Origin of the sequence: Janthinobacterium sp. NKUCC06_STL (genome assembly GCF_019345455.1) — a bacterium.
GTDB classification, from domain to species: domain Bacteria; phylum Pseudomonadota; class Gammaproteobacteria; order Burkholderiales; family Burkholderiaceae_D; genus Janthinobacterium; species Janthinobacterium rivuli.
In genome coordinates, this window is sequence record NZ_JAHKQY010000001.1 from 596000 (window position 1) to 621564 (window position 25565).

Annotated in this window: 22 protein-coding genes; 1 reads left to right on the top strand and 21 read right to left on the bottom strand. The window is 61.6% G+C overall.

Annotated elements, in window-relative coordinates; genetic code table 11:
* Window positions 1–17: 17 nt before the first annotated feature.
* The 15 genes from KO539_RS02770 to ndk all read right to left on the bottom strand — a co-directional run bounded on the left by KO539_RS02770 (window position 18) and on the right by ndk (window position 16278).
* Window positions 18–1331, bottom strand: coding sequence for an adenylosuccinate synthase (locus tag KO539_RS02770; protein ID WP_034752021.1), 1314 nt, complete (start codon window positions 1329–1331; stop codon window positions 18–20).
* A gap of 3 nt (window positions 1332–1334) precedes the next feature.
* Window positions 1335–2495, bottom strand: coding sequence for an ATP phosphoribosyltransferase regulatory subunit (locus KO539_RS02775; protein ID WP_219307226.1), 1161 nt, complete (start codon window positions 2493–2495; stop codon window positions 1335–1337).
* A 269-nt stretch (window positions 2496–2764) separates the two neighbouring features.
* Window positions 2765–3652, bottom strand: coding sequence for a protease modulator HflC (gene hflC / locus KO539_RS02780; RefSeq protein WP_035820704.1), 888 nt, complete (start codon window positions 3650–3652; stop codon window positions 2765–2767).
* The gene (hflK, locus tag KO539_RS02785; protein ID WP_035820706.1) at window positions 3652–4947 is read right to left on the bottom strand and encodes an FtsH protease activity modulator HflK; all 1296 of its coding nucleotides are present in this window, start codon (window positions 4945–4947) and stop codon (window positions 3652–3654) included. The genes hflC and hflK overlap by 1 nt, the downstream gene beginning before the upstream one ends.
* Before the next feature lie 2 nt (window positions 4948–4949).
* Entirely contained in the window at window positions 4950–6173 is a 1224-nt protein-coding gene (hflX, locus tag KO539_RS02790) for a GTPase HflX (protein WP_219307227.1), read from the bottom strand.
* Window positions 6174–6287: 114 nt separating this feature from the next.
* Entirely contained in the window at window positions 6288–6524 is a 237-nt protein-coding gene (hfq, locus tag KO539_RS02795) for an RNA chaperone Hfq (protein WP_008450615.1), read from the bottom strand.
* Window positions 6525–6765: 241 nt separating this feature from the next.
* Window positions 6766–8112, bottom strand: coding sequence for a ribosome biogenesis GTPase Der (gene der, locus KO539_RS02800; protein ID WP_034752028.1), 1347 nt, complete (start codon window positions 8110–8112; stop codon window positions 6766–6768).
* 4 nt (window positions 8113–8116) lie between these two features.
* On the bottom strand, window positions 8117–9262 hold the full coding sequence (bamB, locus tag KO539_RS02805; RefSeq protein WP_219307228.1) for an outer membrane protein assembly factor BamB: 1146 nt from the start codon (window positions 9260–9262) through the stop codon (window positions 8117–8119).
* A gap of 85 nt (window positions 9263–9347) precedes the next feature.
* Complete coding sequence (locus KO539_RS02810) at window positions 9348–10016, bottom strand: tetratricopeptide repeat protein (RefSeq protein ID WP_035820713.1); 669 nt, start codon at window positions 10014–10016, stop codon at window positions 9348–9350.
* A gap of 54 nt (window positions 10017–10070) precedes the next feature.
* Window positions 10071–11432 carry a histidine--tRNA ligase gene (hisS, locus tag KO539_RS02815; protein WP_219307229.1) on the bottom strand — a complete coding sequence of 454 codons (1362 nt, stop codon included), beginning with the start codon at window positions 11430–11432 and terminating at the stop codon, window positions 10071–10073.
* 33 nt (window positions 11433–11465) lie between these two features.
* A complete protein-coding gene (gene ispG / locus KO539_RS02820; RefSeq protein WP_219307230.1) occupies window positions 11466–12734 on the bottom strand; it encodes a flavodoxin-dependent (E)-4-hydroxy-3-methylbut-2-enyl-diphosphate synthase in 1269 nt (422 codons plus the stop codon).
* 38 nt (window positions 12735–12772) lie between these two features.
* Complete coding sequence (locus KO539_RS02825) at window positions 12773–13705, bottom strand: helix-turn-helix domain-containing protein (protein WP_307788995.1); 933 nt, start codon at window positions 13703–13705, stop codon at window positions 12773–12775.
* A gap of 67 nt (window positions 13706–13772) precedes the next feature.
* Window positions 13773–14504: a type IV pilus biogenesis/stability protein PilW gene (pilW, locus tag KO539_RS02830; RefSeq protein ID WP_219307234.1), complete on the bottom strand. Its 732-nt coding sequence runs from the start codon at window positions 14502–14504 to the stop codon at window positions 13773–13775.
* Window positions 14505–14560: 56 nt separating this feature from the next.
* Complete coding sequence (gene rlmN, locus KO539_RS02835; protein ID WP_034752035.1) at window positions 14561–15736, bottom strand: 23S rRNA (adenine(2503)-C(2))-methyltransferase RlmN; 1176 nt, start codon at window positions 15734–15736, stop codon at window positions 14561–14563.
* A gap of 125 nt (window positions 15737–15861) precedes the next feature.
* Complete coding sequence (gene ndk, locus KO539_RS02840; RefSeq protein ID WP_034752036.1) at window positions 15862–16278, bottom strand: nucleoside-diphosphate kinase; 417 nt, start codon at window positions 16276–16278, stop codon at window positions 15862–15864.
* 221 nt (window positions 16279–16499) lie between these two features.
* Here ndk and KO539_RS02845 point away from each other — a divergent pair, with 221 nt between their 5' ends.
* Window positions 16500–17186 (top strand): Bax inhibitor-1/YccA family protein, encoded by a 687-nt coding sequence (locus tag KO539_RS02845; protein WP_035820723.1) that lies wholly within the window; start codon window positions 16500–16502, stop codon window positions 17184–17186.
* A 71-nt stretch (window positions 17187–17257) separates the two neighbouring features.
* On the opposite strand, the gene KO539_RS02850 is transcribed toward KO539_RS02845, so the two are convergent.
* From KO539_RS02850 to rpoS, 6 genes are all read right to left on the bottom strand, one after another.
* Entirely contained in the window at window positions 17258–18103 is an 846-nt protein-coding gene (locus tag KO539_RS02850) for a LysR family transcriptional regulator (protein ID WP_219307236.1), read from the bottom strand.
* Between the two features lie 28 nt (window positions 18104–18131).
* A complete protein-coding gene (gene cfa / locus KO539_RS02855) occupies window positions 18132–19292 on the bottom strand; it encodes a cyclopropane fatty acyl phospholipid synthase (RefSeq protein ID WP_219308561.1) in 1161 nt (386 codons plus the stop codon).
* 243 nt (window positions 19293–19535) lie between these two features.
* On the bottom strand, window positions 19536–20570 hold the full coding sequence (locus tag KO539_RS02860; RefSeq protein ID WP_219307238.1) for a cupin-like domain-containing protein: 1035 nt from the start codon (window positions 20568–20570) through the stop codon (window positions 19536–19538).
* Window positions 20571–20647: 77 nt separating this feature from the next.
* Window positions 20648–22573, bottom strand: a complete 1926-nt coding sequence (locus KO539_RS02865; protein ID WP_307788997.1) for a glycosyl hydrolase family 18 protein — start codon at window positions 22571–22573, stop codon at window positions 20648–20650.
* Window positions 22574–23054: 481 nt separating this feature from the next.
* On the bottom strand, window positions 23055–24395 hold the full coding sequence (gene rlmD, locus KO539_RS02870; protein ID WP_219307239.1) for a 23S rRNA (uracil(1939)-C(5))-methyltransferase RlmD: 1341 nt from the start codon (window positions 24393–24395) through the stop codon (window positions 23055–23057).
* A 133-nt stretch (window positions 24396–24528) separates the two neighbouring features.
* Window positions 24529–25560: an RNA polymerase sigma factor RpoS gene (gene rpoS, locus KO539_RS02875; RefSeq protein WP_219307240.1), complete on the bottom strand. Its 1032-nt coding sequence runs from the start codon at window positions 25558–25560 to the stop codon at window positions 24529–24531.
* Window positions 25561–25565: the final 5 nt, after the last annotated feature.

Below are 25565 nucleotides of genomic sequence, written 5' to 3' on the forward strand. Positions count from 1 at the left end.
GGATTGTGTCCAGCAGCTTACTCGAATGGGTGACGCAGCACGATCGTTTCTTCACGATCCGGACCGGTCGAAACCATGTCCACCGGCACGCCGACCAGTTCTTCGATGCGCTTGATGTAAGCGCGGGCCGTTGCTGGCAGGGCTGCCAGCGATTTCGCGCCGACCGTGCTTTCCGTCCAGCCTGGCATCTCTTCGTACACCGGCACGCAACGGGCGGCTTCTTCAGCGCCCGATGGGAAGATGTCCGTGGCCACGCCGTCGATGGTGTAGCCGGTGCACAGTTTCAGCGTTTCGATACCGTCCAGCACATCCAGCTTGGTCAGGCACATGCCCGTCACGCCGTTGATCTGCACGGAACGGCGCAGCAAGGCGGCGTCGAACCAGCCGCAGCGGCGGGCACGGCCCGTCACGGTGCCGAATTCATGGCCGACTTGCGCCAGATGGTGGCCGACGCCCGCATCCGTTGGCAATTCCGAAGGGAATGGTCCGGAACCGACGCGCGTCGTGTAAGCCTTGGTGATGCCCATAATGTAGTGCAGCATGCCTGGGCCCACGCCCGAACCGGCGGCGGCATTGCCAGCCACGCAGTTCGACGAAGTGACGAACGGATACGTACCGTGGTCGACGTCGAGCAGGGAACCCTGCGCGCCTTCGAACAGCAGATTCGCGCCGGCCTTGTGCGCCTTGTACAGCGCGCTCGACACGTCGGTGACCATCGGGCGCAGACGCGGCACATAGGCCAGCGCGTCGTCGAGGGTCTTCTGATAGTCGACTTTCGGCGCCTTCAGGTAGTTTTCCAGCACGAAGTTGTGGTAATCGAGGTTTTCGGCCAGCTTTTCAGCGAAGCGCTTCTCGTTCAGCAGGTCGGCGATACGGATCGCGCGGCGCGCCACTTTGTCTTCGTAGGCCGGGCCGATGCCCTTGCCGGTGGTGCCGATCTTCGCATCGCCACGCTTGGCTTCACGCGCCAGGTCGATCGCGGTGTGGTAAGGCAGGATCACGGGCGCCGCGTCCGACACTTTCAGGCGCGAGGCGACTTCAACGCCGACCGCTTCGAGCTTGTCGATTTCACGCAGCACGTCCGGCACGGAAACGACCACGCCGTTGCCGATGTAGCAGGCGACGCCTGGACGCATGATGCCCGACGGGATCAGCTGCAGCGCGGTTTTGACGCCGCCGATGACCAGCGTGTGGCCTGCATTGTGGCCGCCCTGGAAGCGCACCACGCCCTGGGCGTGATCGGTCAACCAATCGACGATCTTGCCTTTACCTTCATCGCCCCATTGGGTGCCGATGACAACAACGTTCTTTGCCATAATTTTCTTTGACATCACTCAACCTAAGTTTTTAAGAATCCAGCTACTACCATTATCGGCAAGTACCAGCACGCGATCGCACTCGAACTCGTCTTGTTCATTACTGTGACCCGGCATACTCTGGATCACGACCTCGCCCGCCTTGCGCAACTCGGCGATTTTTTCCTTCAATTCTGGCGCGCTGCCCCACGGCGCGCGGATCGAATGCTTCCGTTCCGCGGTCGGCAACAGGCGCGCCAGTTCGCGCAAATCGAGCGAGAAGCCGGTCGCGGGACGAGCCCGGCCGAACGCTTCGCCGACGTGGTCATAACGGCCGCCGCGCGCAACCGCGTTCGGCAAGCCTGGTACATATAGCGCAAACATCGCGCCACTTTCATATTGGTAGCCGCGCAGGTCGGCCAGGTCGATCGCCACTTCGGCGCGGCCCAGCGCGGATCCTGCCAGCGCGGCCAGCTCGGCCAGCGCTTTCAGCACGCCCGGCAGCGGCGGCAGCACTTCGCGCGCACGCGCCAGCACATCGATGTCGCCGTACAGGTTCGGCAAGGCCAGCAGCGCATCGCGCGTGACGGCGTCATACTGGGCCGTGAGGGCGCGCAGGCCCGGCGCATCTTTCGCGCGCAGCAAGGCGTACAGCGCAGCTTCGTCGCGCTCGGCGGCGGCGTCTTGCGCAATGATAGCGCGCAACAGGCCGACGTGCGACAAATCCAGGCGGACGCTATCGAAACCGGCCAGTGCCAGCGAAGCGAGCGCCAGTTCCTGGATCTCGGCATCGGCTTCCAGGCCGGCGTGGCCATAGATTTCGGCGCCGATCTGCAGCGGTTCGCGGGTGGCGTGCAGGCCCGACGGACGGGTATGCAGCACGCTGCCGGCGTAGCACAGGCGGGTGACGGTGGCACGGTTGAGCAGGTGCGCGTCGATGCGCGCCACTTGCGTCGTCATGTCGGCGCGCAGGCCGAGCATGCGGCCCGACAGCTGGTCAACCAGTTTGAACGTGCGCAGGTCGGTATCCTTGCCAGCGCCGGTCATCAGCGATTCCAGATACTCGAGCAGCGGCGGCATCACCAGTTCATATCCGTACAGACGGAAATTATCCAGCATGAGGCGGCGCAGCTCTTCGATCTTGCGCGCTTCCGACGGCAGAACATCGGCAATATTTTCGGGCAAAAGCCAATTCGGCATGAGGGAGCGAGATACGGAAGAAAGTTGAAAAATGCATCATGCGAGGCAGCGGCGAGCGCGCCAGGCAAGAGGCCGAACCTGATATTTTACGCGAAAACACGGGCCTTTAGGGATAAGTTGTCCGAAACGCTGCCGCACAGCCCTAAAAACACCGCATTTTACGCCTTCCCGCAACAGCCTGACGGGCACAAAAAAACGGGGCCGGCATCGATGCCGGCCCCGCTCATGCTGCATCCGGCCTCGCCGCCGGGGGCAGTGTCGATGCTGCCTTACTTCTTGGACGGAGCGGCCGTGCCGTTACCCTTGAAGTACTTGAAGAATTCCGAACTCGGATCGACCACCATCACGTCGCCCTTGTCCTTGAACGTGGCGCGGTAGGCTTCCAGGCTACGGTAAAACTTGTAGAACTCCGGATTCCGGCCAAACGCTTCCGCATACACTTGCGATGCCTTGGCATCGCCCTCGCCGCGGATCTTCTCGGCTTCGCGATACGCTTCGGCCAGGATCACCGTGCGCTGCTTGTCGGCGTCGGCGCGGATTTTCTCGGAGTCGGCCGAACCGGTCGAACGCAGCTCGTTGGCCACGCGCACGCGCTCGGACTTCATGCGCTCGTACACGGAGTTGTTGATCTGCTCGACGTAATCGACGCGTTTCAGGCGCACGTCGACGATGCCCACGCCGATGGCCTCGGCCTCGGCGGCCACCTTGGCCTTGATCGCCTGCATCACCTTGCCACGCTCGCCCGAGATCACTTCGCGCACCGTGCGCTTGGTGATTTCATCATTCAGCGCGGCCTTGACGATTTGCGACATGCGGTTGCGGGCGCGGCTTTCATCACCGCCAAAGCTGCGGAAATAGGTCTTCGGATTGACGATGCGCCACTTCACATACGCGTCGACGAGAATATTCTTCTTCTCGGCCGTGATGAAACGCTCCGGCTCCGGCGTGTCGAGCGTCAGGATGCGCTTGTCCAGGTAGATGACGTTCTGGAATGGCGGCGGCAGCTTGAAGTACAAGCCTGGTTCGCTGATCTCGTCCTTGACTTCACCGAGGGCGAAGACGATGGCGTATTTACGCTGATCGACGACGAACACGGTCGAGGAAAGGAGCATGATCGCGATAAAGCCCGCGATCAGGGCGGCGACGATACGGTTCATTAGCGGCTCTCCCGTTCACGCGAAGAGCGGCTGTCGCGACGCGAATTGACTTCTACTGTCTGCATGGCTTCCTGTGGCATTACGGTATTGGCTGCGGGTGCGGCCGCTGTGGCGCGCGCTGCCGCGGCCGAGGCGTCCGACGCCGCCTGCTGGGCGATCAACTTGTCGAGCGGCAGATACAGCAGATTGCTGCCCGTCTTGGCGTCAACCATGACCTTGCTGGCACTGCTGAACACTTGCTGCATCGTTTCCAGGTACATGCGGTCGCGCGTGACGGCCGGCGCCTTCTGGTACTCGACCAGCACCTGCTTGAAGCGCGACGCATTACCTTCGGAGTTCTCGGTCACCATGGCCCGGTAGGCCTCGGCTTCCTGCACCAGGCGGAATGCCGCGCCGCGTGCTTTCGGAATGACGTCATTGGCGTAGGCCTGACCTTCATTCTTCTGGCGCTCACGGTCCTGGCCTGCCTTGACGGCATCGTCGAAGGCGGCTTGCACCTGCTCCGGCGGCTGCACGGCCTGCATCGTCACGTTGTTGATCAACACGCCAGACTTGTAATCTTCAAGAATCTGCTGCATCAATTTTTGCGTGTCGAAGGCCACTTTTTCGCGGCCTTCATACAGCACGAAATCCATCTTGCTGCGGCCGACCACTTCGCGGATCGCCGTTTCGGCGACCTGGCGCAAGGTGTCTTCCTGGTCGCGCAGGCTGAACAGCCATTCCACCGGATCTTTCAAGGTGTACTGCACCGCGAACTGGATGTCGATGATGTTTTCATCGTCCGTCAGCATCAGCGACTCGCTGGCCTGCTTGTTGCGCAGCGACGTGCGATAGCCAACTTCCACCGTGCGCACTTGCGACACGTTGACGGTTTCATCGGTCTGGAACGGATACGGCCAGCGCCAGTTGAGACCGGCCGGCGCCGTGCGCGTGTATTGGCCAAACGTCAGCACGACGCCGCTCTGGCCCTCTTGCACGATGAAGGCGCCGCTGGCGAGCCAGATGAAGACGGCGATCACGCCGACCACGCCGGCGGTGATGCCGGCACCCTTCATGTCGGGGCGCGGACCACCGCCACCGCCGTTGTTATTGCCGCCGTTGTCGGGACGGTTCTTCTGTCCGAAAAAGGCGTTCAGGCGCTGATTGAAATCGCGCCACAACTGATCGAGGTCCGGCGGACCTTCGCCGGGCTTTTTGCCTTCTTGGGCTTTCTTGCCGTCGTCCTTGCGATTGCCCCAGCGGGGATCGTTCAGGGACAACTTCAAGCCTGTTTTTTTGAGTAGGGAGACAAGCATAACTATCGTGTTCCGACTTGGGAGTGGGTGGAAATCCTATCGTCCTCGCCAGGCTCTTCGTCCTGGTCCGGGGCGGCGCCATCGTGCTGGTCGTACTGACCGTCAAACTGATCTTCCTGCGGTGCTGCGTCGTTCTGGTACAGGTGGGCCGAACCGGGCGCCTTCCTGGCCATCTCGACGATCGCATCGCGCAGCAGGTCGAGCCCGCTGCCCTTCTGCGCACTGACGAATACGCGACTGATCGTAGCATATTCATCGCGCTCCACCGAAGGCTCCAGCCCGGCCGCATCGATCTTGTTCCACACGAGGATTTGCGGAATATGATCGGCGCCGATCTCTTTCAAGACCAGGTTGACCTGCTCGATCTGCTCCATGCGCACCGGCGACGCGGCGTCGACGACGTGCAGCAGCAAATCGGCATGGATGGTTTCTTCGAGCGTGGCACGGAAGGCCGCCACCAATTGGTGCGGCAATTCGCGCACGAAGCCGACCGTGTCGGAGATCACCACATTGCCCACTTCCTGCCCCAGATAAACCCGGCGCGAGGTGGTGTCGAGGGTGGCGAACAACTGGTCGGCGACATACACGCCGGCCTTGGTCACGGCATTGAACAGGGTCGACTTGCCGGCATTGGTATAGCCGACCAGGGACACGGAGAATGTGTGATTGCGGCCGCGCGCGCGGCGCTGCGTTTCGCGCTGCTTGTGCAGCTTTTCCAGACGGGCGCGCAAGGCCTTGACGCGGTCGCCGATCAGCCGGCGGTCCGTCTCGAGCTGCGTCTCGCCGGGACCGCGCAAGCCGATACCGCCCTTTTGCCGCTCAAGGTGGGTCCAGCCGCGGATCAGGCGCGTAGCCAGATGCTGCAGCTGCGCCAGCTCGACTTGCAGCTTGCCCTCGTGGCTCTTGGCGCGCTGCGCAAAGATGTCGAGGATCAGGCTGGTACGGTCGAGCACGCGCACATTCAGGCGCTTTTCCAGATTGCGCTGCTGTGCGGGCGACAGGGCATGATTGAAGATGACGATTTCCAGGCCATCGTTGACGACGACGTCGCCAATTTCATCGGCCTTGCCGCTGCCGACGAAATACGCGGAATCGGGACTGGAACGCTTGGCCGTGATGGTGGAAATCGGGTCGGCGCCAGCCGAACGCGACAACAGCATGAGTTCCTCCATGCTGGCGGCGAAGTCGCTGTGACCGAAGTCAACCCCGACTAGTGCCGCGCGCATGATGGCAACTGATGAGTTGTGGCGGACGCCGACGCCGATGCAAACGCATCAGCGCCGCTGGCGCGGACGGGGGCGATGGAGGGTGAAAGGCGCTGGGCCGTCAAGCTCAACGCTTTACTCCGCTTCAGATTCAATATTGAGATTGACGGCACGGGCCGGCACCACTGTCGAGATGGCATGCTTGTACACCATCTGTGTCACCGTATTGCGCAGCAATACGACATATTGATCGAACGATTCGATATGGCCCTGCAATTTAATGCCATTGACCAGGTAGATCGAGACAGGAACATGCTCTTTGCGTAATGCATTGAGGAATGGGTCTTGTAACAGTTGCCCTTTGTTGCTCATAACAGCTCCGTTGTTTATGTTGTTGTGTAAGAATTGGAGGCGACTCGCTTGATTTCAAGTGCTCTCACACCTTTCAAGGAAAGAAAGATGCGTCATAGCTACTGTAACCTGTTTTCGCGATCGCTGTCGCGCATGGCGCATTAACACTTTATTATTTCCGTGCAAACAGCCATTAAATGGTGGCCGGCGCCGCATTATCTCTGCGGCGCCTTAATATGCACTTAATTCAGCATGTAAAACATTACTTGCTTGGCGTGCGGGCAAACGGATTTTTACCCGTGCGCAGTTCGATGCGCAGCGGCGTGCCGACCAGGGCAAACGTATCGCGGAAATGTTTTTCCAGATAGCGTTTGTACGGGTCGCCGACGGCGTCGAGCGCATTGCCGTGAATAACGATCACAGGCGGGTTCATGCCGCCCTGGTGGGCGTAACGCAGCTTCGGACGGATCGAACCCTTGCGGCGCGGCTCCTGCTTCTCCACGGCCTCGATCAGGGCGCGCGTCAGCTTCGGCGTCGACAGGTCGCACATGGCGGCCGCATACGCGGCGTTAAGCGACTTCATCAATGGACCGATGTTGGTGCCCTTCAGCGCCGAAATGAAATGCATCTGCGCGAACGACAGGAAATCGAGCTTGCGGTCGATATCGATCTTGATTTCATCGCGCTCGTGCGATTGCAAGCCATCCCACTTGTTCACGGCCACGACCAGCGCGCGGCCCGATTCCAGGATAAAGCCGGCGATGTGCGCGTCCTGCTCCGAGATATCCTGCTGCGCGTCGAGCATCAGCACGACCACGTTGGCTTCGGAAATCGACTGCAGCGTTTTCACCACCGAGAATTTCTCGATCGCTTCAAACACCTTGCCGCGGCGGCGGATACCGGCCGTGTCGATCAAGGTGTATTGCTGGCCATCGCGCTCGAACGGGATTTCGATCGAATCGCGCGTCGTGCCCGGCATGTCGAAGGCGATCACGCGCTCTTCGCCCAGCAAGGTGTTGATCAAGGTCGACTTGCCCACGTTCGGACGGCCGACGAGGGCGATCTTGATGCCGCGGTCGGTCTTTTCCAGCTCTTCAGGCTCATCCGGACGCTGCGCGAACGCCAGGTCCAGCATCACTTCGACGAGGTCGTTGACGCCGTCGCCGTGCGCCGACGAGATCGCATACGGATCGCCCATGCCCAATTCATAGAATTCGGACACGACGGCCGTGTAGCGCATGCCTTCGCTTTTGTTGACCACCAGCAAGACCGGGCGACCGCTCTTGCGCAGGAAGTCGACGATGGTCTTGTCATGCGGGGTCAGGCCTTGACGGCCGTCCACGATGAATACCACCACGTCGGCCTCGGCCACGGCCTGCTTGGTCTGCAGTGCCATCTGGTGCATGATGCCTTCCTTGGCGACGGGTTCGAAACCACCCGTATCGATGACCAGGAAGGGGCGTTCGCCGACACGGCCTTCGCCATAGTGACGATCGCGCGTCAACCCAGGCAAATCCGCCACCAGCGCATCGCGCGAGCGGGTCAGACGATTGAATAAAGTCGATTTCCCAACATTGGGTCGACCTACTAGTGCAATTACCGGCTTCATTGTATTACTCGACCGCGAGAGCGGTCACTGTCCCTGATTGGGTTTGAAAAATCAAATTCGAACCGGCAACAACGGGAGCCGAAACAATCGGGCTACCGTCGGTGCTGACACGACCTATTAATGCGCCATCTTCCCGTGACAGGAAGTGGATGTAACCTTGATAGTCGCCGACGGCGACGCTGCGGCCATAAGAGGCCGGCGTCGACAGGCGGCGGCGCGCCAGCGCCTCATTCTTCCAAGCGCTCTGGCCGCCTTCGCGGCTGAACGCCACGACAGCGCCCTGAGCGTCGGCAACAAACACGAAACGCTGGTCGACGGCCACGCCCACATCGGACGAGATCGGCTTGGTCCAGCGCGGCACGCCCGTGGCGGCATCGAAGCAGCCCGCCTTGCCCTGGTACGTCACGGCGCATACTTCGCCTTCGAACACCACCGGTGCGCCGGCGATGTCGGAGACGCGCTCCAGTTCGGTGGCGCCGCGCGGTTCGCTGACGACGATCTCCCAGCGTACCACACCGGTGGCCGCTGTCAGTGCCAGCAGCTTGCCGCCCGGCTGGGCCACATAGATGTTGGCGCCGCCCAGCACCATGCCCGGCGCATTGCGCAAGGTCAGTGCCGGCGTGGCGCGCTGTACCGTCCACTTGCGCTCGCCCGTCTTGGCGTCGAAGCCGACGATGCGGTTGTCGACGCTGCGCACGACGACCACGCCCTGCCCCACAACGGGCGCCGTCAATACTTCGCTGGACGCCTGCGCTTTCCACAGTTGCTTGCCATCGGCGTCGAACGCCAGCACGGTGCCCTTGGCGGCGCCCACTGCGACGACCGCGCCATCGCTGCCGGCGCTCGACGTGATGTCGCTGCCGGCCTTGATGCGCCACGTCTCACGGCCGCTGGCCGCATCCAGGCGCGCCAGCGCGCCATCGGCATTGACCACGTACAGGCTGCTGCCGGCCAGCGCAGGCGTAAACGCGTACACGCCGGCCTTGCCGATCGAATACTTCCACGCGTCGCGCACGGCGATGCTCGATTTTAACTCGACCAGCTTGGCCGGTTCGACTTTCGGATCTTTCGAGGCGAACGGGTTCCAGGACGAGCAACCGGCCATCAGGGCCAACAGACTTGCAGCTACCAGCTTTTCAGTGACACGCATAAGTGTTATCCAACCTTTTTCTTGTACTTGTAAGGGCAAGGCAGGCGACGCACAACGCCGCGCTGCACAACCATCAGTGTTCCTGTCAGGCGGCAGCCTTGTCAGCCTTGGCCTTGTCTTCCGGTACCGTACCGCCGATGGCTTCCAGCTTGACCTGGATCAGCTGACGGCCTGGATTGTTCTTGTCCGTCGCGGCTATCGCGGCCAGGTAAGCCGTGCGCGCATCGGCCAGCTTGTTTTGCGCCACCAGGATGTCGCCCTTGCGGTCGGCCACGGCGCCGGCAAATTGCGCCACGGAAGCCGTCGCCAGCACTTTCAGCGCTTCATCGTAGGCTTTTTCGTCCAGCAGCACGCCTGCCAGGCGCAGCTTGGCGATGGCCTTGTACTCTTCCGTGCCATGCTCGGCCACCCATTGCAGCTGGGTCTTGGCCGTTTTCAGGTCATTCGCGTCGAACGCCACCTTGGCTGCGGACAGGGCGCTCATCTGTGCATATGCCGTGCCGCCGAAGCGCGATTGCATGTCGCCGGCCGCGCGCATCACCTTGGCCGTGTCCTTGGCGGCGATGGCGTTTTGCAGTTCGTCGTACAGCTGGCCCGCTTGCGCAGCCTGCGTGCGCTGGTAGTACTGCCAGCCAGCCCAGCCGCTGTAGCCTGCCAGCGCCACGATCAGGACCCAGGAGGTCAGATTGCCATTGCGCTGCCACCAGGCCTTGAGGGTTGCCAGTTGTTCTTGTTCTTCGTGATCGTATGCCATGGGTCGTCAGTTTTAATGAGTAGTTGATCGAGGGTAGAACGGTCTTGCTGCAAATCAGTGGTGGTGATGCACGTGGCCGCCAGGACCGTGGTCATGGCCGCAATCGTGGTCGCCGATGATCTGGTCCACCACGTAGTCGACGACGTCGTCGAACGGCACCGTGTTCTGCTGCGCGCCGGCATCGGCTTCGCGCATGGCTTTCACCGTCGCGACATTGTTGGCGATTTCATCGTCGCCCATGATCACGGCAAACGCCGCACCGCTGGCGTCGGCCTTTTTCATTTGCGTCTTGAAGCTGCCGCCACCGTTGCTCGCTGCGCAATGTAGCACAACGTCCAGGCCCGCATCGCGAATCCGCTCCGCCAGCACGAACGCTTGCAAGCCTGCCTGCTCGCCCTGATGCACCAGATACACGTCGCACTGGGCTGGCTGTTCCGGCTCGGCCGCATCCTTCATCAGCAGCACCAGGCGTTCGACGCCCATGCCGAAACCGACGGCGGGCGTCGATTTGCCGCCGAACATTTCCACCATGCCGTCATAGCGGCCACCGGCACAGACCGTGCCTTGCGCGCCCAGCTTGTCGCTGACCCACTCGAACACCGTGCGGTTGTAGTAATCGAGGCCGCGCACCAGGCGTGGATTGATGACGAATGGAATATTGTTGTGGTTCAGAATCTTCTGCACGCCGTGGAAGTGGGCCAGCGATTCCTCGCCCAGGTAGTCCAGCAGCTTCGGCGCGCCATTGACCAGATCCTGCATGGCAGGGTTCTTGGTGTCGAGAATGCGCAGCGGATTGCTGTGCAGGCGGCGCTTGGCTTCTTCGTCGAGCAGCTCGCTGTGGCTTTCCAGGTAGGCGATCAGGTCGGCGCGGTGGCGCAGGCGCTCGGACGCGTCGCCGATCGAGTTCAGTTCCAGGCGGATGCCTTCCAGGCCAAGGTCATCCCACAGGCGGCGGGTCATCATGATCAGCTCGGCGTCGATATCCGGGCCTGTGAAGCCGATGGCTTCCGCACCGAACTGGTGGAACTGGCGGTAGCGACCTTTTTGCGGACGCTCGTGGCGGAACATCTGGCCTTTGTACCACAGGCGTTTCGGGCCCTCGTAGACGAGGTTGTGCTCGACCACGGCGCGTACCACGCCGGCCGTGCCTTCCGGACGCAGGGTCAGGTTGTCGCCGTTCATCGAATCGGTGAACGAATACATTTCCTTTTCCACGATATCGGTCACGGCGCCGATGGCGCGCGCGAACAATTTCGTTTCTTCCACGATCGGCGTGCGGATCTGCTGGAAGCCATAGCTTTGCAGCACGGATTGCGCCGTGTTTTCAAACAATTCCCACAGCGGAGCGTCGGCCGGCAGGATATCGTTCATGCCTTTGACGGCGGTGATCTTGTCGAGCTTTTTATTTTCGGACATAGTGTTCTTCTTTGCTTTTTTATCGGATCAGGCTCAGACGGCAGCCGTGTTTCCATAGTGACTCTGTACATACTTCAAGACGATGTCCTGGAATTCTTCGACAATGCGTTCGCCGCGCAGGGTGACGACTTTTTCGCCGTCGACAAACACGGGCGCGGCAGGCGACTCGCCCGTGCCGGGCAGACTGATGCCGATGTTCGCATGCTTCGATTCGCCGGGACCGTTGACGATGCAGCCCATGACGGCCACGTTCATCGCTTCCACGCCCGGATACGATTTCTTCCATTCCGGCATCTGTTCGCGCAGATACGTCTGGATGTTGTCGGCCAGCTCCTGGAAGGTGGTCGACGTCGTGCGGCCGCAACCTGGGCAGGCGATGACCATGGGCGCGAACTTGCGCAAGCCCATGGTTTGCAAAATTTCCTGGCCGACGATCACTTCGCGCGTGCGGTCGCCGCCCGGTTCGGGCGTGAGCGAAATGCGGATGGTGTCGCCGATGCCCTCTTGCAGCAGCACGGACAGCGCCGCGGTGGACGCCACGATGCCCTTGCTGCCCATGCCCGCTTCCGTCAGGCCCAGGTGCAGCGGATAGTCGCAACGCTGCGCCAGTTCGCGGTACACGGCGATCAGATCTTGCACGCCAGAGACCTTGCACGACAGGATGATCTTGTCGCGCGCCAGGCCCAGCTCTTCGGCGCGCACGGCGTTTTCAATCGCCGACGTCACCAGCGCTTCGTACATGACGGCTTGCGCCGGCCACGGTTCGACGCGGCCCGCGTTTTCATCCATGATGCGCGCCAGCAAGGCCTGGTCCAGGCTGCCCCAGTTCACGCCGATGCGCACCGGCTTGTCGTAGCGGCAAGCCGCTTCGATCATTTGCGCAAATTGCGTGTCGCGCTTGGCGCCCTTGCCCACGTTGCCCGGATTGATGCGGTACTTCGACAGCGCGCGCGCGCAATCGGGGTAGTCGTTGAGCAGGGTATGGCCGTTGTAATGGAAGTCGCCCACCAGCGGCACGTCGATGTCCATCTTGTCGAGCTGCTCGCGGATATACGGCACGGCCGCGGCCGCTTCCGGACGGTCCACCGTCAGGCGCACCAGTTCCGAACCGGCACGCGCCAGTTCCTTGATCTGGATCGCCGTGCCGATGGCGTCGGCCGTATCCGTGTTCGTCATCGACTGCACCACCACGGGGGCGTCGCCGCCCACCCAGATCTGGCGCTGGCCGTGCGCGATCAGCACCTTGCGGCTGTCGCGCCGGCCGGATGGACCGGAGCCGATCGCTGTTTTCGAGGTAGCCATAATATTATCTTCTGAGTTTGCTTGAACGGTTACTGCAATTATTTGATGCTGACGCGGGAAATTGTGCCGCCAGCAACGGTCGGCAGCTCCAGCTTGGCGCCGCGCAAGGTTGCCTGCACCACAGCAGGCTTGCCCACCACCAGGGTGGCCGGGCCCGTGATATCGAACGTTTCCGTGCTGCCCGCCTTGACCATGCGCGAAATCAGCGGCGCGCTGCCAGGGCGGCGGATTTCCACCCAGGAATCCTGCTCCACCTTCAGCACCAGCGCATTCGCACCCACGGCAGGGGTAGCAGTAGCGGTAGCCGCAGGCGGCGTGACGACAGCCGTCGCCGCTGTCGCCGGGGCTGGCACGGCCGCTGGCGGCACTTCGGCAACGGCCGGCGTCGAAGCGGTGGTGGCCGGTGCGCCCGTCTGCGTATCGTTGCCTGGCGGCGGCGGCACGGAAATCAGCGGCACGGATGGCGACTGCACCGGCGTCAAGTCCTGGCCCGGCTTGATCAGGGTCGTTTCCACGGGGCCCACTTCCGCATGCGCCGTTTCCTTCCCGGCCTGCGAGGACAGCAGGCTGGCCGGCACGTAACCGAGTTTATAGGCGCCAAAGGCGGCCGCCACGACGACGGCCACGGCGCCGGCGATCCAGAGGGGAGTCTGGTTCGACGAGCGCTGCGTCATCGACGGGAAGCGCGATTCGGAAAACGTGGCGGAAATCTCGCGCCGCACGGGCGCGGCCGGGTCTTGCGCCGGCGCCGGATGGACTTCGATCATGGCCACCAGCGGCGCCGCGTCGAGACGCACCACCTTGGCGTAGGCGCGCACGAATCCGCGCACCACGGCCACGTTCGGCAAAGCCGCCATGTCGCCCTCTTCCAGCGCGATTACCTGGCGCGGCGCCAGCTTGAGCTGGTCGGCCACCTGTTCCACCGGCCAGCCCAGCGCTTCGCGCTGCGCCTTCAACTGTGCGCCTGCCAACGCAAGATTGCCCTGGGGCTGCTGCTGAGGCGTTTCTGCCCACTCTGAATTCATTGGTATCCCTGTCTCACTCATCAAACGCCCCATTTTGATAAGCAGCATATTCGGGGGAGCCGGAATGGTGGTTGCGCAAATGCGCCCCCAGGCCAGCTTCCGCACCCGCATCCCCGAGCTTATGCTGCACCTTGATCCCGAGCCACAGCACATCGGCCGTCTGGCTCTCCATTGTCGCCGCTTTACCGAGCCGCTCAAGATAATGAGCCGCTTGCCGGTAGTCTTGCTGTTGGTAATACACGCGCACCAGACCGGCATAAGTGATTGCCGCGCCAGGTGCGATGCGCTCCGCCTTGAGCCAGTAGCCGGCGGCGCGCGGGTAATCTTTCATGACCAGGCTGCACGCCGCCGCATTATGCAGCGCCAGTTCAGGCGTGCCATACGCGGCATCTTGCAATGCGGCATCAAAATACGCCAGCGACTGCGCCGCGCGCCCGGTCTGGCACAGAAACAGGCCATAATTATTGCTCAACTCGGGATTGTGGGGCGCAAGGCGCAATGCGTAAAGAAAATCTTTTTCAGCAGCGGCAGGTTGGCGCAAGGCAGCAAAAATCAGGGCGCGCATGCCGCGCACCTGGGCGTTGCCCGGCAGTAGCTGCACCGCCTGATCCGCTTCGGTCAACGCCACCGCAAACTGGTCTTGCATATAATAGGCGCTGGCCAGCTGCAAGCGCAAGGCGGCGCGCTGCTCGACCGATGCGGCTTGCTCCTTGTCCGCGGTGGAAGCACAGCCGGCCAGCAGCACGCCCAGGCTGACAACAGCCGCGGCAAGTACGCCAGGATAAGCCATGCGTCCCCGCATCAGGAGCGGATCTCCACGATCTTGCCGAAATTGGCGCCAAATTTCTGTTGATACTCAGTCATCTTTTCCATGCGCTCCTGCACCCGCGTGCGATCCTTGACTTCGCCGGCCAGCTGGCCGCAGGCTGCATCGATATCGTCGCCGCGCGTCTTGCGCACGGTGGTGATGATGCCGCCATCCATGAGGACTTGGGCAAAGGCCTTGATGCGCGGGTTTTTCGAGCGGAACAGGCCCGACTCGGGAAACGGGTTGAACGGAATCAGGTTGAACTTGCAGTTCACGCCGAACTCGCGGTCTTGCACCAGCGCCAGCAGTTCGCGCGCGTGCTCGTCGCTGTCGTTGACGCCGTCGAGCATGCAGTATTCAAAGGTGATGAAATCGCGCGGGGCGAATTCCAGGTAGCGCTTGCAGGCCGCCATCAATTCCTTCAGCGGGTATTTCTTGTTCAGTGGAATCAAACCGTCGCGCAAGGCATCGTTCGAGGCGTGCAGCGAGACGGCCAGGGCCACCGGCACTTCCTGCGACAGCTTGTCCATCATCGGCACCACGCCCGAGGTCGACAGGGTCACGCGGCGGCGCGACAAACCGTAGGCGTTGTCGTCGAGCATCAATTTCAGGGCCGTGACGGTCGGCTCAAAGTTCAGCAGGGGCTCGCCCATGCCCATCATCACCACGTTGGTGATCTGGCGCTCGCCTTTCGGGCCAGGCTCGATGCCCTTGGTACGGCGCAATTCGAATTCCGCCATCCACAGCTGGCCGATGATTTCGCCGACACTGAGGTTGCGGTTGAAGCCTTGCTTGCCCGTCGAGCAAAAACGGCAGTTCACGGCGCAGCCGGCCTGGGTCGAGATGCACAGGGTGCCGCGGTTTTCTTCCGGAATGAACACGGTTTCCACGGCATTGCCATTACCCACGTCGACCAGCCACTTGCGCGTGCCATCCGTTGACGTATGGTCGCTGATGATGGCCGGGGCGCGCACTTCGGCGCGTGTGGCCAGCTTGTCGCGCAGCGACTTGGCCAGGTCCGTCATGGCGTCGAAGTCGGAGGCGCCGAACTGGTGTATCCAGCGTTGCAATTGTTTCGCACGAAACGGTTTCTCTCCCAACTCGGCGCAATAGGCGATGAGTTGCGCGGGATCGAGGTCCAGCAAGTTGGTGAGGGTCGTCGTATTCATGATCTTGTCTATTCTAAAAATCCGTCCCCGCGCGCATCGGGAGCGAAAACTCCACAGCGCAGCGGGAACAGGGGGTGATAAGTTATTTCACAGATAACGCCAGGAAATAACGTTATCTAAGGCAATTAAGCCTTCAGTTCTGGGAAGAAGTAAGCGATTTCCACTTTAGCAGCTTCGACAGCGTCGGAACCGTGTACGGCGTTAGCGTCGATCGAATCGGCGAAATCGGCGCGGATCGTGCCTTTTTCTGCTTTCTTCGGATCGGTCGCGCCCATCAGGTCACGGTGGGCCAGAACGGCGTTTTCGCCTTCCAGGGCTTGAATCATGACTGGACCGGAAACCATGAAGTCGACCAGATCTTTGAAGAAGCCGCGTTCTTTGTGCGCTGCGTAGAAGCCTTCAGCTTGTTCGCGCGACAGTTGGGTCATGCGTGCTGCAACGATTTTCAGGCCAGCGTTTTCAAAACGCGAGTAGATTTGACCGATTACGTTTTTTGCAACTGCGTCTGGTTTGATGATCGACAGGGTGCGTTCGATTGCCATGTGTGAAAACTCCAATAAAAAGTAAGGTTTAAAACGGTAAATTGAGAACTCAATCAACCTTTGATTTTACCATACTCCACCCCATATCACCCAGAGAGGCAGGGGGCATCTTGCCGCCCCACCCCCGTTTAATGAAATCTTAAGCTGCTTTTTTGGCAAATTCCGGCCCTCATGCTATCCTTGGGTAAAGCAGTAATTTGAATTGACAACACGGAGGCACTATGAATCAGAACATGCAACGCACCTTTGACCTGTCGGGGGGCATGCAGCAAGTCCGCCATCAGGTCTTGCGCAACACTTACTGGCTGCTGGCGCTGTCCATGATCCCGACCGTGCTGGGCGCCTTCATCGGCGTGCAAATGCATTTGCCGATGCTGACCGGCGGCATGGGTTTCATCATCTTCATGGTCGTCGCTTTCGGCTTCATGTACGCGATTGAAAAAACCAAGAACTCGGGCCTCGGCGTCGCCGTCCTGCTGGGCTTTACCTTCTTCATGGGCCTGATGCTCACGCCTATCCTGACGCGCACGCTCGGCTACTCGAACGGCGGCATGCTGATCATGACGGCGTTCGGCGGCACGGCCACCATCCTGGCCGTGATGGCAACGATCGCCACGGTCTCGAAGCGCGACTTCTCGGCCATGGGCAAATGGCTGTTCGCCGGCGTGATCGTGCTGATCCTGGCATCGGTGGCGAATATTTTCCTGGGCCTGTCGGCACTGTCGATCGTGATCTCCATGGTCGCCATCGCCATCTTCTCGGCCTACATCCTGTATGACGTGCAGCAAATCATCAACGGCGGCGAGACCAACTACATCTCGGCCACCCTGCGCATCTACCTGGACGTGTACAACATCTTCACCAGCTTGCTCTCTTTGCTGGGTTTCGCTGGCGGCAGCCGCGACTAAGCGCTGCGCTTATGCGCATGAGCAGGACAAAAAAGCCGACCCTCGGGTCGGCTTTTTTACATCTGCAGCATCTACTTGATCTTCTCCGCCACTTCCAGCAGGCAGGCGCGGGCGCGGTCCAGGGTCGGGTTGTCGCGCTGGGCCGCGTAGACGGCGTAGGCGGAATGCGAGAATTCGGGCGCGTCGCGCACGCGGTGCAGCAAACCGGCATCGAGATAGGGTTGCGCGCTGCCGATGCGGAAATAGCTGGCGCCACCCACGTCCAGCAGATAGACGAGGGCCAGCGGCCCCAGCGAGATCGACACGGGCGGACTGCTCAGTTCCGGATACGCTGCCTGGTGGTTCGCGGCAAACGCCGGACCCCAATCCACGTACACATAGGCATCGGCATGCATCTGCCCGTCGGCGCGCGTGGTCACCATCACGAGCTTTTCCTCGGCCAGCAATTCGCTGGCCAGGCCCGGACGCTGCGGCGGGTTGTACAGCACGGCCAGGTCGAGCGAGCCGTCATGCACGGCGTCGAGCAGGCGCGCGGAACTGTCGACTTCCGCGCGCAGGGCGATCTCGGGGCAATCGCGCGCCATGCGGATCAGCCAGTCGCCCAGCAGCGGCTGCCACAGACTCAGTTCGCAGCCGATGCTGATGGCGTCGTCGCGCCCCGGCGGCAAGGCCACCTGGTGGCGCGCCCGCTCCCACACCTGCACCATGGTGGCGGCATGGCGCATGAAGCGCTCGCCGGCCGACGTCAGCCGCGCGCCGGCCTTGTTGCGCACGAACAGCTGGCGCCCCAGTTGCTGCTCCAGGGTGCGGATGCGTGCGCTGACGGCCGTCTGCGTCACGTGCATGCGTTCGGCGGCCATGATGAAACTGCCACAGGAAGCCACTTCGAGGAAGGTACGCGCTTGATTGATATCCATCAATCCATCATATCAGCTGCCGAGCATCTCAACTGACACGCTCGTAGCCGCCCAGCACGCCCTGCTTCGACAAGACCCACTGCCACAGCTGCAAGTCGCGCGCGCGGAAGGCGCCGGCGCAGGACAGCAGATAGTATGACCACATGCGGTGGAAGCGCTCGCCCAGCTGGCCAGCAAAACGCGGCCACGCCTGCTCAAAGTTCGCATGCCAGGCCATCAGGGTCTTGTCGTAGTCGGCGCCGAAGTTGTGCAAGTCTTCGGCGACGAACAGATCGTCCATGGCGTCGCCGATCTGGCCGATCGACGGCAAGTCGCCATTCGGGAAGATGTATTTGTCGATCCACGGGTCGCACGTGGAATGGCGCTTGTTCTTGCCGATCGTGTGCAGCAAAAACAGGCCGTCATCTTCCAGGCAGCGGTGCGCCACTTCCATGAAAGTGCGGTGATTTTTATGCCCCACGTGCTCGAACATGCCGATGCTGACGATGCGGTCGAATTTTTCATCAGTGTCGCGATAATCCTGCAAGCGGAAGTCCAGCTGCTCGCCGCCCGGCATGGCGCGCGCATACTCTGCCTGCTCTTGCGAGATCGTCACGCCCACGCACCGCACCTGGTATTTTTCCGCCGCATAGCGCATGAAACTGCCCCAGCCGCAGCCGATGTCGAGCACGCGCATGCCCGGCTCCAGCCTGAGCTTGCGGCAGATCAGATCGAGCTTGGCTTCCTGCGCCTCGGCCAGGTTGCTGGCATCCTTCCAGTAGCCGCAGGTATACGTCATGCGCGGATCGAGCATGGCCGCATAAAAGGCGTTGCCCAGGTCGTAGTGCTCCTTGCCCACCATCCAGGCGCGGCGCTCCGTCTGCAGATTGAACAAGCGCGCGGTCAGCGCGTGGAAAGCCAGGCGCATGGGGCGCACATCGTCGGCCACCCTGGCGCGCAGCAGATGGCAAAAGAATTCGTCGAGCTGCTGCGCATCCCAGTCGCCGTCCATGTAGGCTTCGCCGAGCCCCAGGTTGCCGCTGGCGAAAGCCCGCTCGGGCACACCCCGTTTGCGCAACTGCATGTCCCAAGCGGCGCGGCCATTCAAATGGATGTCGGCCCTGGCCAGCAATTCGGCCGCTTCGCGCGTCAGCCGCGTGTCGAGCCGAAGCTCCGTACTAGCTGCTGGTGCTTGCTGTAACTGTGTCATTTGCTGCGTGTTCATGCCCTGCCGCCTCCAGATGGTTGTCGGTGCTGGCGCCGCGCCAGCCATCAAATTATCCGCCCGCCATCGCCATCTGGATAATGAAACATCGTGGCCATTCATATCAAAATAATTGCTGCAAAATGATTTTAATCAATTATTTTATGGAAATATCTTATACAAGAAGCGCGCCGTAGCATGAAAAAAGCCGCCTGTACGGCGGCTGTTCGGGGCGGGTTAGCACTACAATCAAAAGTCGTGATTCGATGGATACTTGCTGTAAAAATCGTTATCCCATTTGAAGTTGGTAAACGCCACCGTCATCGAGACGTCGAGCGCTTCGACGAAATGCCAGCAGCCGACGGGCAGAAACAGGATCTCGCCCGGCGCCAGCACGCATTCGCGCACCTGCACGTCGGCCATCAGAGGATAGCGCCGCAGGTCGATGTCGCGCCCGTCGACGGGGGTAAAACAGTGGCGCTGGTTGTACACGCGCGCCACCTCGCAGGCGGCCATGATGCGCAGCCGCTTGCGCCCTTGGACCTGCGCCATGAAGTTGTTCGTCAGGTCGTGATGGAATGGCGTCACGGTGCCGGCCGGGCCAAACCATAAAAAACCCGTGGGGCCGCCACTCTGCTCCAGGTATTCGGGCAGCTGGCCGATATCGTCCCACAGCTCGCGCAAGGCTTGCCGGTTCTGCGAATTGTTATTCGCCGTCATGTAGAAATCGTTGGTCGCGCCGCTGCCCTCGACCAGGCTGGCGTACTCGCCAAACGCCATCTTGCGCTTGTGCGCCACGCTGTTCATTTCGTACTGCGCGTCCGCTTCGCGGCCGAACTGCACTTCCACTTCGCGCTGCGCGTAATGCGCGCGGAAATAGGCCGGGCTCCATTTATTGATGGCGGGCCAGTCGTCCATCATGCCCGTGATGATGACGGGCTGGTTGGTGGCGTAGTACTCGTCGAGGAATGCCTGCGCAGAGAGCTTGTCGCGGCGGGGAATCTCGGGCGAACGCAGCTGATTGAGCTTGCGCTGGATGTCGATCACCCAGTCGCGCTTGGCCAGGCGGTTCGACAGGCGCACGGCACCAGCCAGGTAAGGGCTTTGCAGCGCCAGCTCGATTTCGCGGCGCGCCAGGGGCTCCGCGATGCCGGCCTGTTGCAGCACCGGCATCAGCGCCGACGGGTGGCTGCCCAGCATGAGGTTTTCCACAATCCAGCTGCGCCACTCGCGGCTCAGCTCCTGTTCCGGATGTTTTACTCCGAATGTCGATACCGCCGCCATCGCCCGTCTCCTGTTTTTTATGTGAACAAGCGGCCGGGCAGCAATGCCGCCCGGCCGCGTCTTACTCTACTCCAGTGTTACCGCACTTTCCACACCTCGGTCGCCAGCACGCCATTCGCGTCGCCATCGAGTTCCCACGAGAACGCGCCGCGCAAGCCCTGGTCCTTCACATATTTCACCTTGGTGCCGATGACGGTCGGGTCATCGTAGCTCCACCACTGGCCGCCCGCCCCCGTGTACAGGTACAGCTGCTTGGTCACGGGATGGTAGTAGCGCGTGCCAGCCTTGGCGACGAGGATTTTATAGTCCTCGATGCCCGACTCGTAGGTGCCGGGCGCCGTGCCCGTCGCTGCCTGGTACAGGCCATCGCCGTTCGGCCCTGGCGCCACACCCGTCCAGCCGCGGCCATAGAACGGTATGCCCAGCAGCAGCTTGTCGCGCGGCACGCCGGCGGCAATCATGTACTGCACCGCCTTGTCGCCCACGTATTCGCGCGCCATACCTGTCGACGGATCGGCAGGGTCGGCAAACAGCTGGGCGTTAAAGTTGGTGCTGTTTTCCCAGCCGCCGTGGAAGTCATAGGTCATCAGGTTGATCCAGTCCATGTACTGCGAGTACAGGGCCGGTTCCGTGTTGTCGATCTTGTCCTTGCCGGCACCGACAGCGGCCGTCAACAGGTAGCGCTTGCCGTTGGCGGCACCGAGCGCATCGAGCTGGCTGCGAAATTCCGCCATCAGCAAGGTGAAGTTGCGCTTGTCATTGGGGCTGACCGTGTTGTACGGCTGGCCGCCGCCCACCGGATATTCCCAGTCGATGTCGATGCCGTCAAAGATGTTGGCCGCCGCGCCCACGCCACCGCGACCGCCCTGCACCGGCAGGTTGCCCTTGATGTAGATATCGATACACGAGCGCACCATCTGCTTGCGCAGCGCATCGGTGGCGGAACCGACGGAGAAGTTCTTCGACCAGCTCCAGCCGCCCAGCGAGATGAACAGTTTCAGGTTCGGGTGCGCCGCCTTCAGCTTTCTCAGCTGCAGGAAGTTGCCCGACAATGGAGCATCCCAAGGAATCGCCTGGCCATCGACGGTGCGCTTCGGCGTGCGGATGTAGTCGGCCTCGGCATCGCCACCCGTGCCCGCGTCCGGCGAATTCGGATTCGTCGCGCCCGGCTCCGTCTTGGTGATCATGGCGCATTCATAGCCGCCATTTTTCGGATAGATATTACCGAAAGCGTAGTTGATGAAGGTGAGCTTGTCGGCCACGCCGCTCGTGTGCACGTTCGCCACTTCATAGTCGCGGCCATACACGCCCCACTGCGCGAAATAGGATCCGACTTCGCGGCCCGTTGGCGTCGGCGTCGGCGTCGGCGTTGGCGTTGGTGTTGGCGTTGGCGTTGGTGTTGGTGTCGGAGTAGGCGTTGGCGTTGGCGTTGGCGTTGGCGTCGGGGTTGGAGTCGGTGTGGTGCTGCAGATCTCCTGGCTGGTCCATGGCTTGCCCGTGCCGGCGGCGCCGCTGCTGGTCGATGGGTTGTCGCCCTGCGTCCAGTAGTTGGCGCGGTAATTCGTGCCCGCATAGCTGACGGTGGCGCCCGCGCTGTAGGCCGTGCCGGCCACCCAGGCCAGCGCGCAGGTGCCGCCGGTTGGCGTTGGCGTCGGGGTAGGCGTCGGATTCGGTGTTGGCGCAGGAGTCGGGGTTGGTGTCGGAGTTGGCGTCGGGGTGGGAGTTGGCGTGGTGCCGCCATCGCAGGTGCCGCCGGCGCTCCACAGGCTCGGCGTGGAAACGGGGTTCCAGCCCGAGCCCACGTGATCCGTCTGCGTCACCAGGGCCGTGTAATTGGCGCCCAGGTAAGTGACCACCGTGCCCGCGTTATACGTGCCGCCCTCTTGCCAAGGCACGCAGGCGACGACCGTGCTGGCCGCCAGCAATTGCGAGCCAGCCGGCGCGCCGGCGTCACCGCCGCCGCATGCCGCCAGCACACCACCACTGGCCAGACATACCATCATGTTCCTGATCGTTTTTTTGAGTATTAAATTTTCCACGTTGTCTCCTGTTCAGGTTTGCGGAAATACCACTCTGCTTCAATAAAAAGCTACCTGTGATTTTGTTTTTTGCAGTTGCAAGAACAGCATGCTGCTGAAAAAATAGGCGGTCAAGTGGTTTTGAAGTGGCCTCAAAGTGGGCAATACCACTTCGTGCAGAAAGCGTAGCGGAAGGTGCAAACGGCGTGTTGTCCTACTGGACAATGAAAAAACGGCAGAGGGAGAATGGAAAAAGACGCTGGAGCGGGAAAAGACAGACCAGTTTTATAACACGCTGTAAGTGGTATTGGGGTGTAGTCAGGCGAAGAGGCTAAAGCTGTCCAAGCGCCCTGAGTAGCCTCGGCGCGCCTGAAAAACGTTCAGAGCAAGGCGCCTTGCCGAAGACAGTACGAATAGTACGGCTAGGCAAGGCAACGCAGCTATGGACGTTTTCTCAGGTGTGCCCTCAGACCAGATCAAACACGGCCATTGACTCCACGTGCGAGGTGTGCGGGAACATGTTCACGACGCCCGCCTTGCTCAGCACGTAGCCTGCTTCCAGCGCCAGGATGCCGGCGTCGCGCGCCAGCGTCGACGGGCTGCACGAGACGTACACGATGCGCTTCGGCAGCAGGTCCGGGCGCACTTGCGACAGGCCGACCAGCGCCTGGCACAGGGCCATGGCGCCATCGCGCGGCGGGTCGACGAGGATGCGATCAAAACGGCCCAGTGCGATCAGGTCGTCCGTCGTCACTTCGAACAGGTTGCGCGTCGAGAACGAGGTTTTGTCCGCCAGGCCATTGGCCAGGGCGTTTTCCAGCGCCCGCTCCGTCAGGGTGGTGCTGCCTTCGATACCGACCACTTCGCTGCCCTGCGTGGCCAGCGGCAAGGTGAAATTGCCCAGGCCGCAGAACAGGTCGGCCACGCGGTCGGTCGGCTGCACTTCCAGCAAACGCAGGGCTTTTGATACCAGCACGCGGTTGATGTGGTGGTTCACCTGCGTGAAATCGACGGGCTTGAACGGCATCTTGACGCCGAATTCCGGCAGCAGGTAGTGCAATTGCTTGTCGAGCGGATAGAACGGCACGGCCGTTTCCGGCCCTTTCACCTGCAGCCACCATTGCACGCCGTATTCGTCGGCAAAGGCCTTCAATTTCGTTTCATCGTCCGCCGTCAACGGCGCCATGATGCGCAAGACCATGGCGGTGACGTCTTCACCGACGGCCAGCTCGATCTGCGGCATCTGGTCGAAGATGGACAGCGAAGCGATCAAGCCACGCAGCGGCAGCAGCATGGCGGAGATATGCGGCGGCAGGATTTCGCAGCTATCCATGTCGGCAACGAAAGCCGATTTCTTTTCATGGAAGCCCACCAGCACGGCATCTTTCTTCTTGACGTGGCGCACGGACAGGCGCGCGCGGTAGCGGTAGCCCCACGTCGGGCCATACATGGGGCGCATGATGCTTTGCGGACGCACCTTGCCGATATGCCACAAGTTATCTTCCAGCACGCGCTGCTTGATCGCCACCTGCGCCGACGGTTCCAGGTGCTGCATCGAGCAGCCGCCGCAATTGTCGAAATGCTTGCACTTGGGCGTCACGCGCATGGACGATTCGCGGTGCAGCGCCGTCATGCGGGCCATTTCCCAGTTTTTCTTTTTCTTGAACGTCACAAAGCTGACGCGCTCGCCCGGCAATGCGCCTTCGACAAACACGACCTTGCCCGGCGAACCGTCTTCGTTTTCAATATGGCCAACGCCACGGGCGTCCATGTCGAGCGATTTGATTTCGATGATATTTTCTTGCATAGCGATCAATAGGTAAGAGTGGGCCAGGACGCAGGGCCGCGCTGGAACTTGCAAACAATGGGGGACAGGTCAGGCGCCGCGAGCGGGGCGTATGATAGCAGATGCGGCCCCGGAAATACCGGGACCGGGCGTCCTAAAATAATGAGTCGCGCACGACGCCACGCGCCGCCATGGCCCGCTTCAGTTTAATCAAGGCTTCCTGCTGGATCTGGCGAACTCTCTCTCGCGTCACGCCCATTTCCTCGGCCAGGGTTTCCAGGGTGGCCGGGTCGTCATTGTCGAGGCCGAATCGGCGCATGATGACGACGCGCTGCTTGTCGGGCAGCTTGGTCAGCCAGTCGCGCACCAGCACCGTCATTTCATGGTGTTCCGCGCGCGCGTCCGGGCCGTCCTCGCTGGCGCCGGGCAGCATGTCCATCAGGGACGATTGCGGGTCGTTGTCGAGCGGCGCGTCGAGCGAGGTGGCGTGCTCGGACAGGGCCAGGATATCCTGCACCTCTTCCACGGGACGGCCCACCAGGTGGGCGATATCTTCCGCGGTGGCATCCTTGCCGTCGTGGTGCTGGGCTTCCAGGTGGTATTTGCCGCGCAAAATCTGGTTCAGTTCGCGCACCATGTGCACGGGCAGGCGCACCGTGCGGGCCTGATTCATGATGGCCCGCTCGATGCTCTGGCGTATCCACCAGGTGGCGTAGGTGGAAAAGCGGAAACCGCGTTCGGGCTCGAACTTGTCGATGGCGCGCATCAGGCCGATATTGCCCTCCTCGATCATGTCGAGCAAGACCACGCCGCGGTTGATGTAATGCTTTGCGATCGACACGACGAGGCGCAGATTGTGCTCGATCATGGTTTGCCGGGCTTCAAAATTGCCCTGCTTGGCCAGGGTGGCGTAATGCACCTCTTGCGGCGCCGTCAGCAGGGGCCGCGTGCCAATCTGGTTCAGATAGTGCTGCGTGGTATCGGTCGACAGCTCTGCCGCCAGCACTTTTTTCAGTTCATCGACACTTTCGACCAGCACGCTGACGCTGGCCACCTCGCCGCCCTCGCCCGCGTCGACGGCGTCAATGCCGTCGAGTTCGCCTGCATCGTCCGTCACGACTTCGTCTGCCCCGTCTTCCGGCAGTTCCGGGTCATCGTCCAGCTGGTCGTGCGGCGCGTGTGTCATTGCTT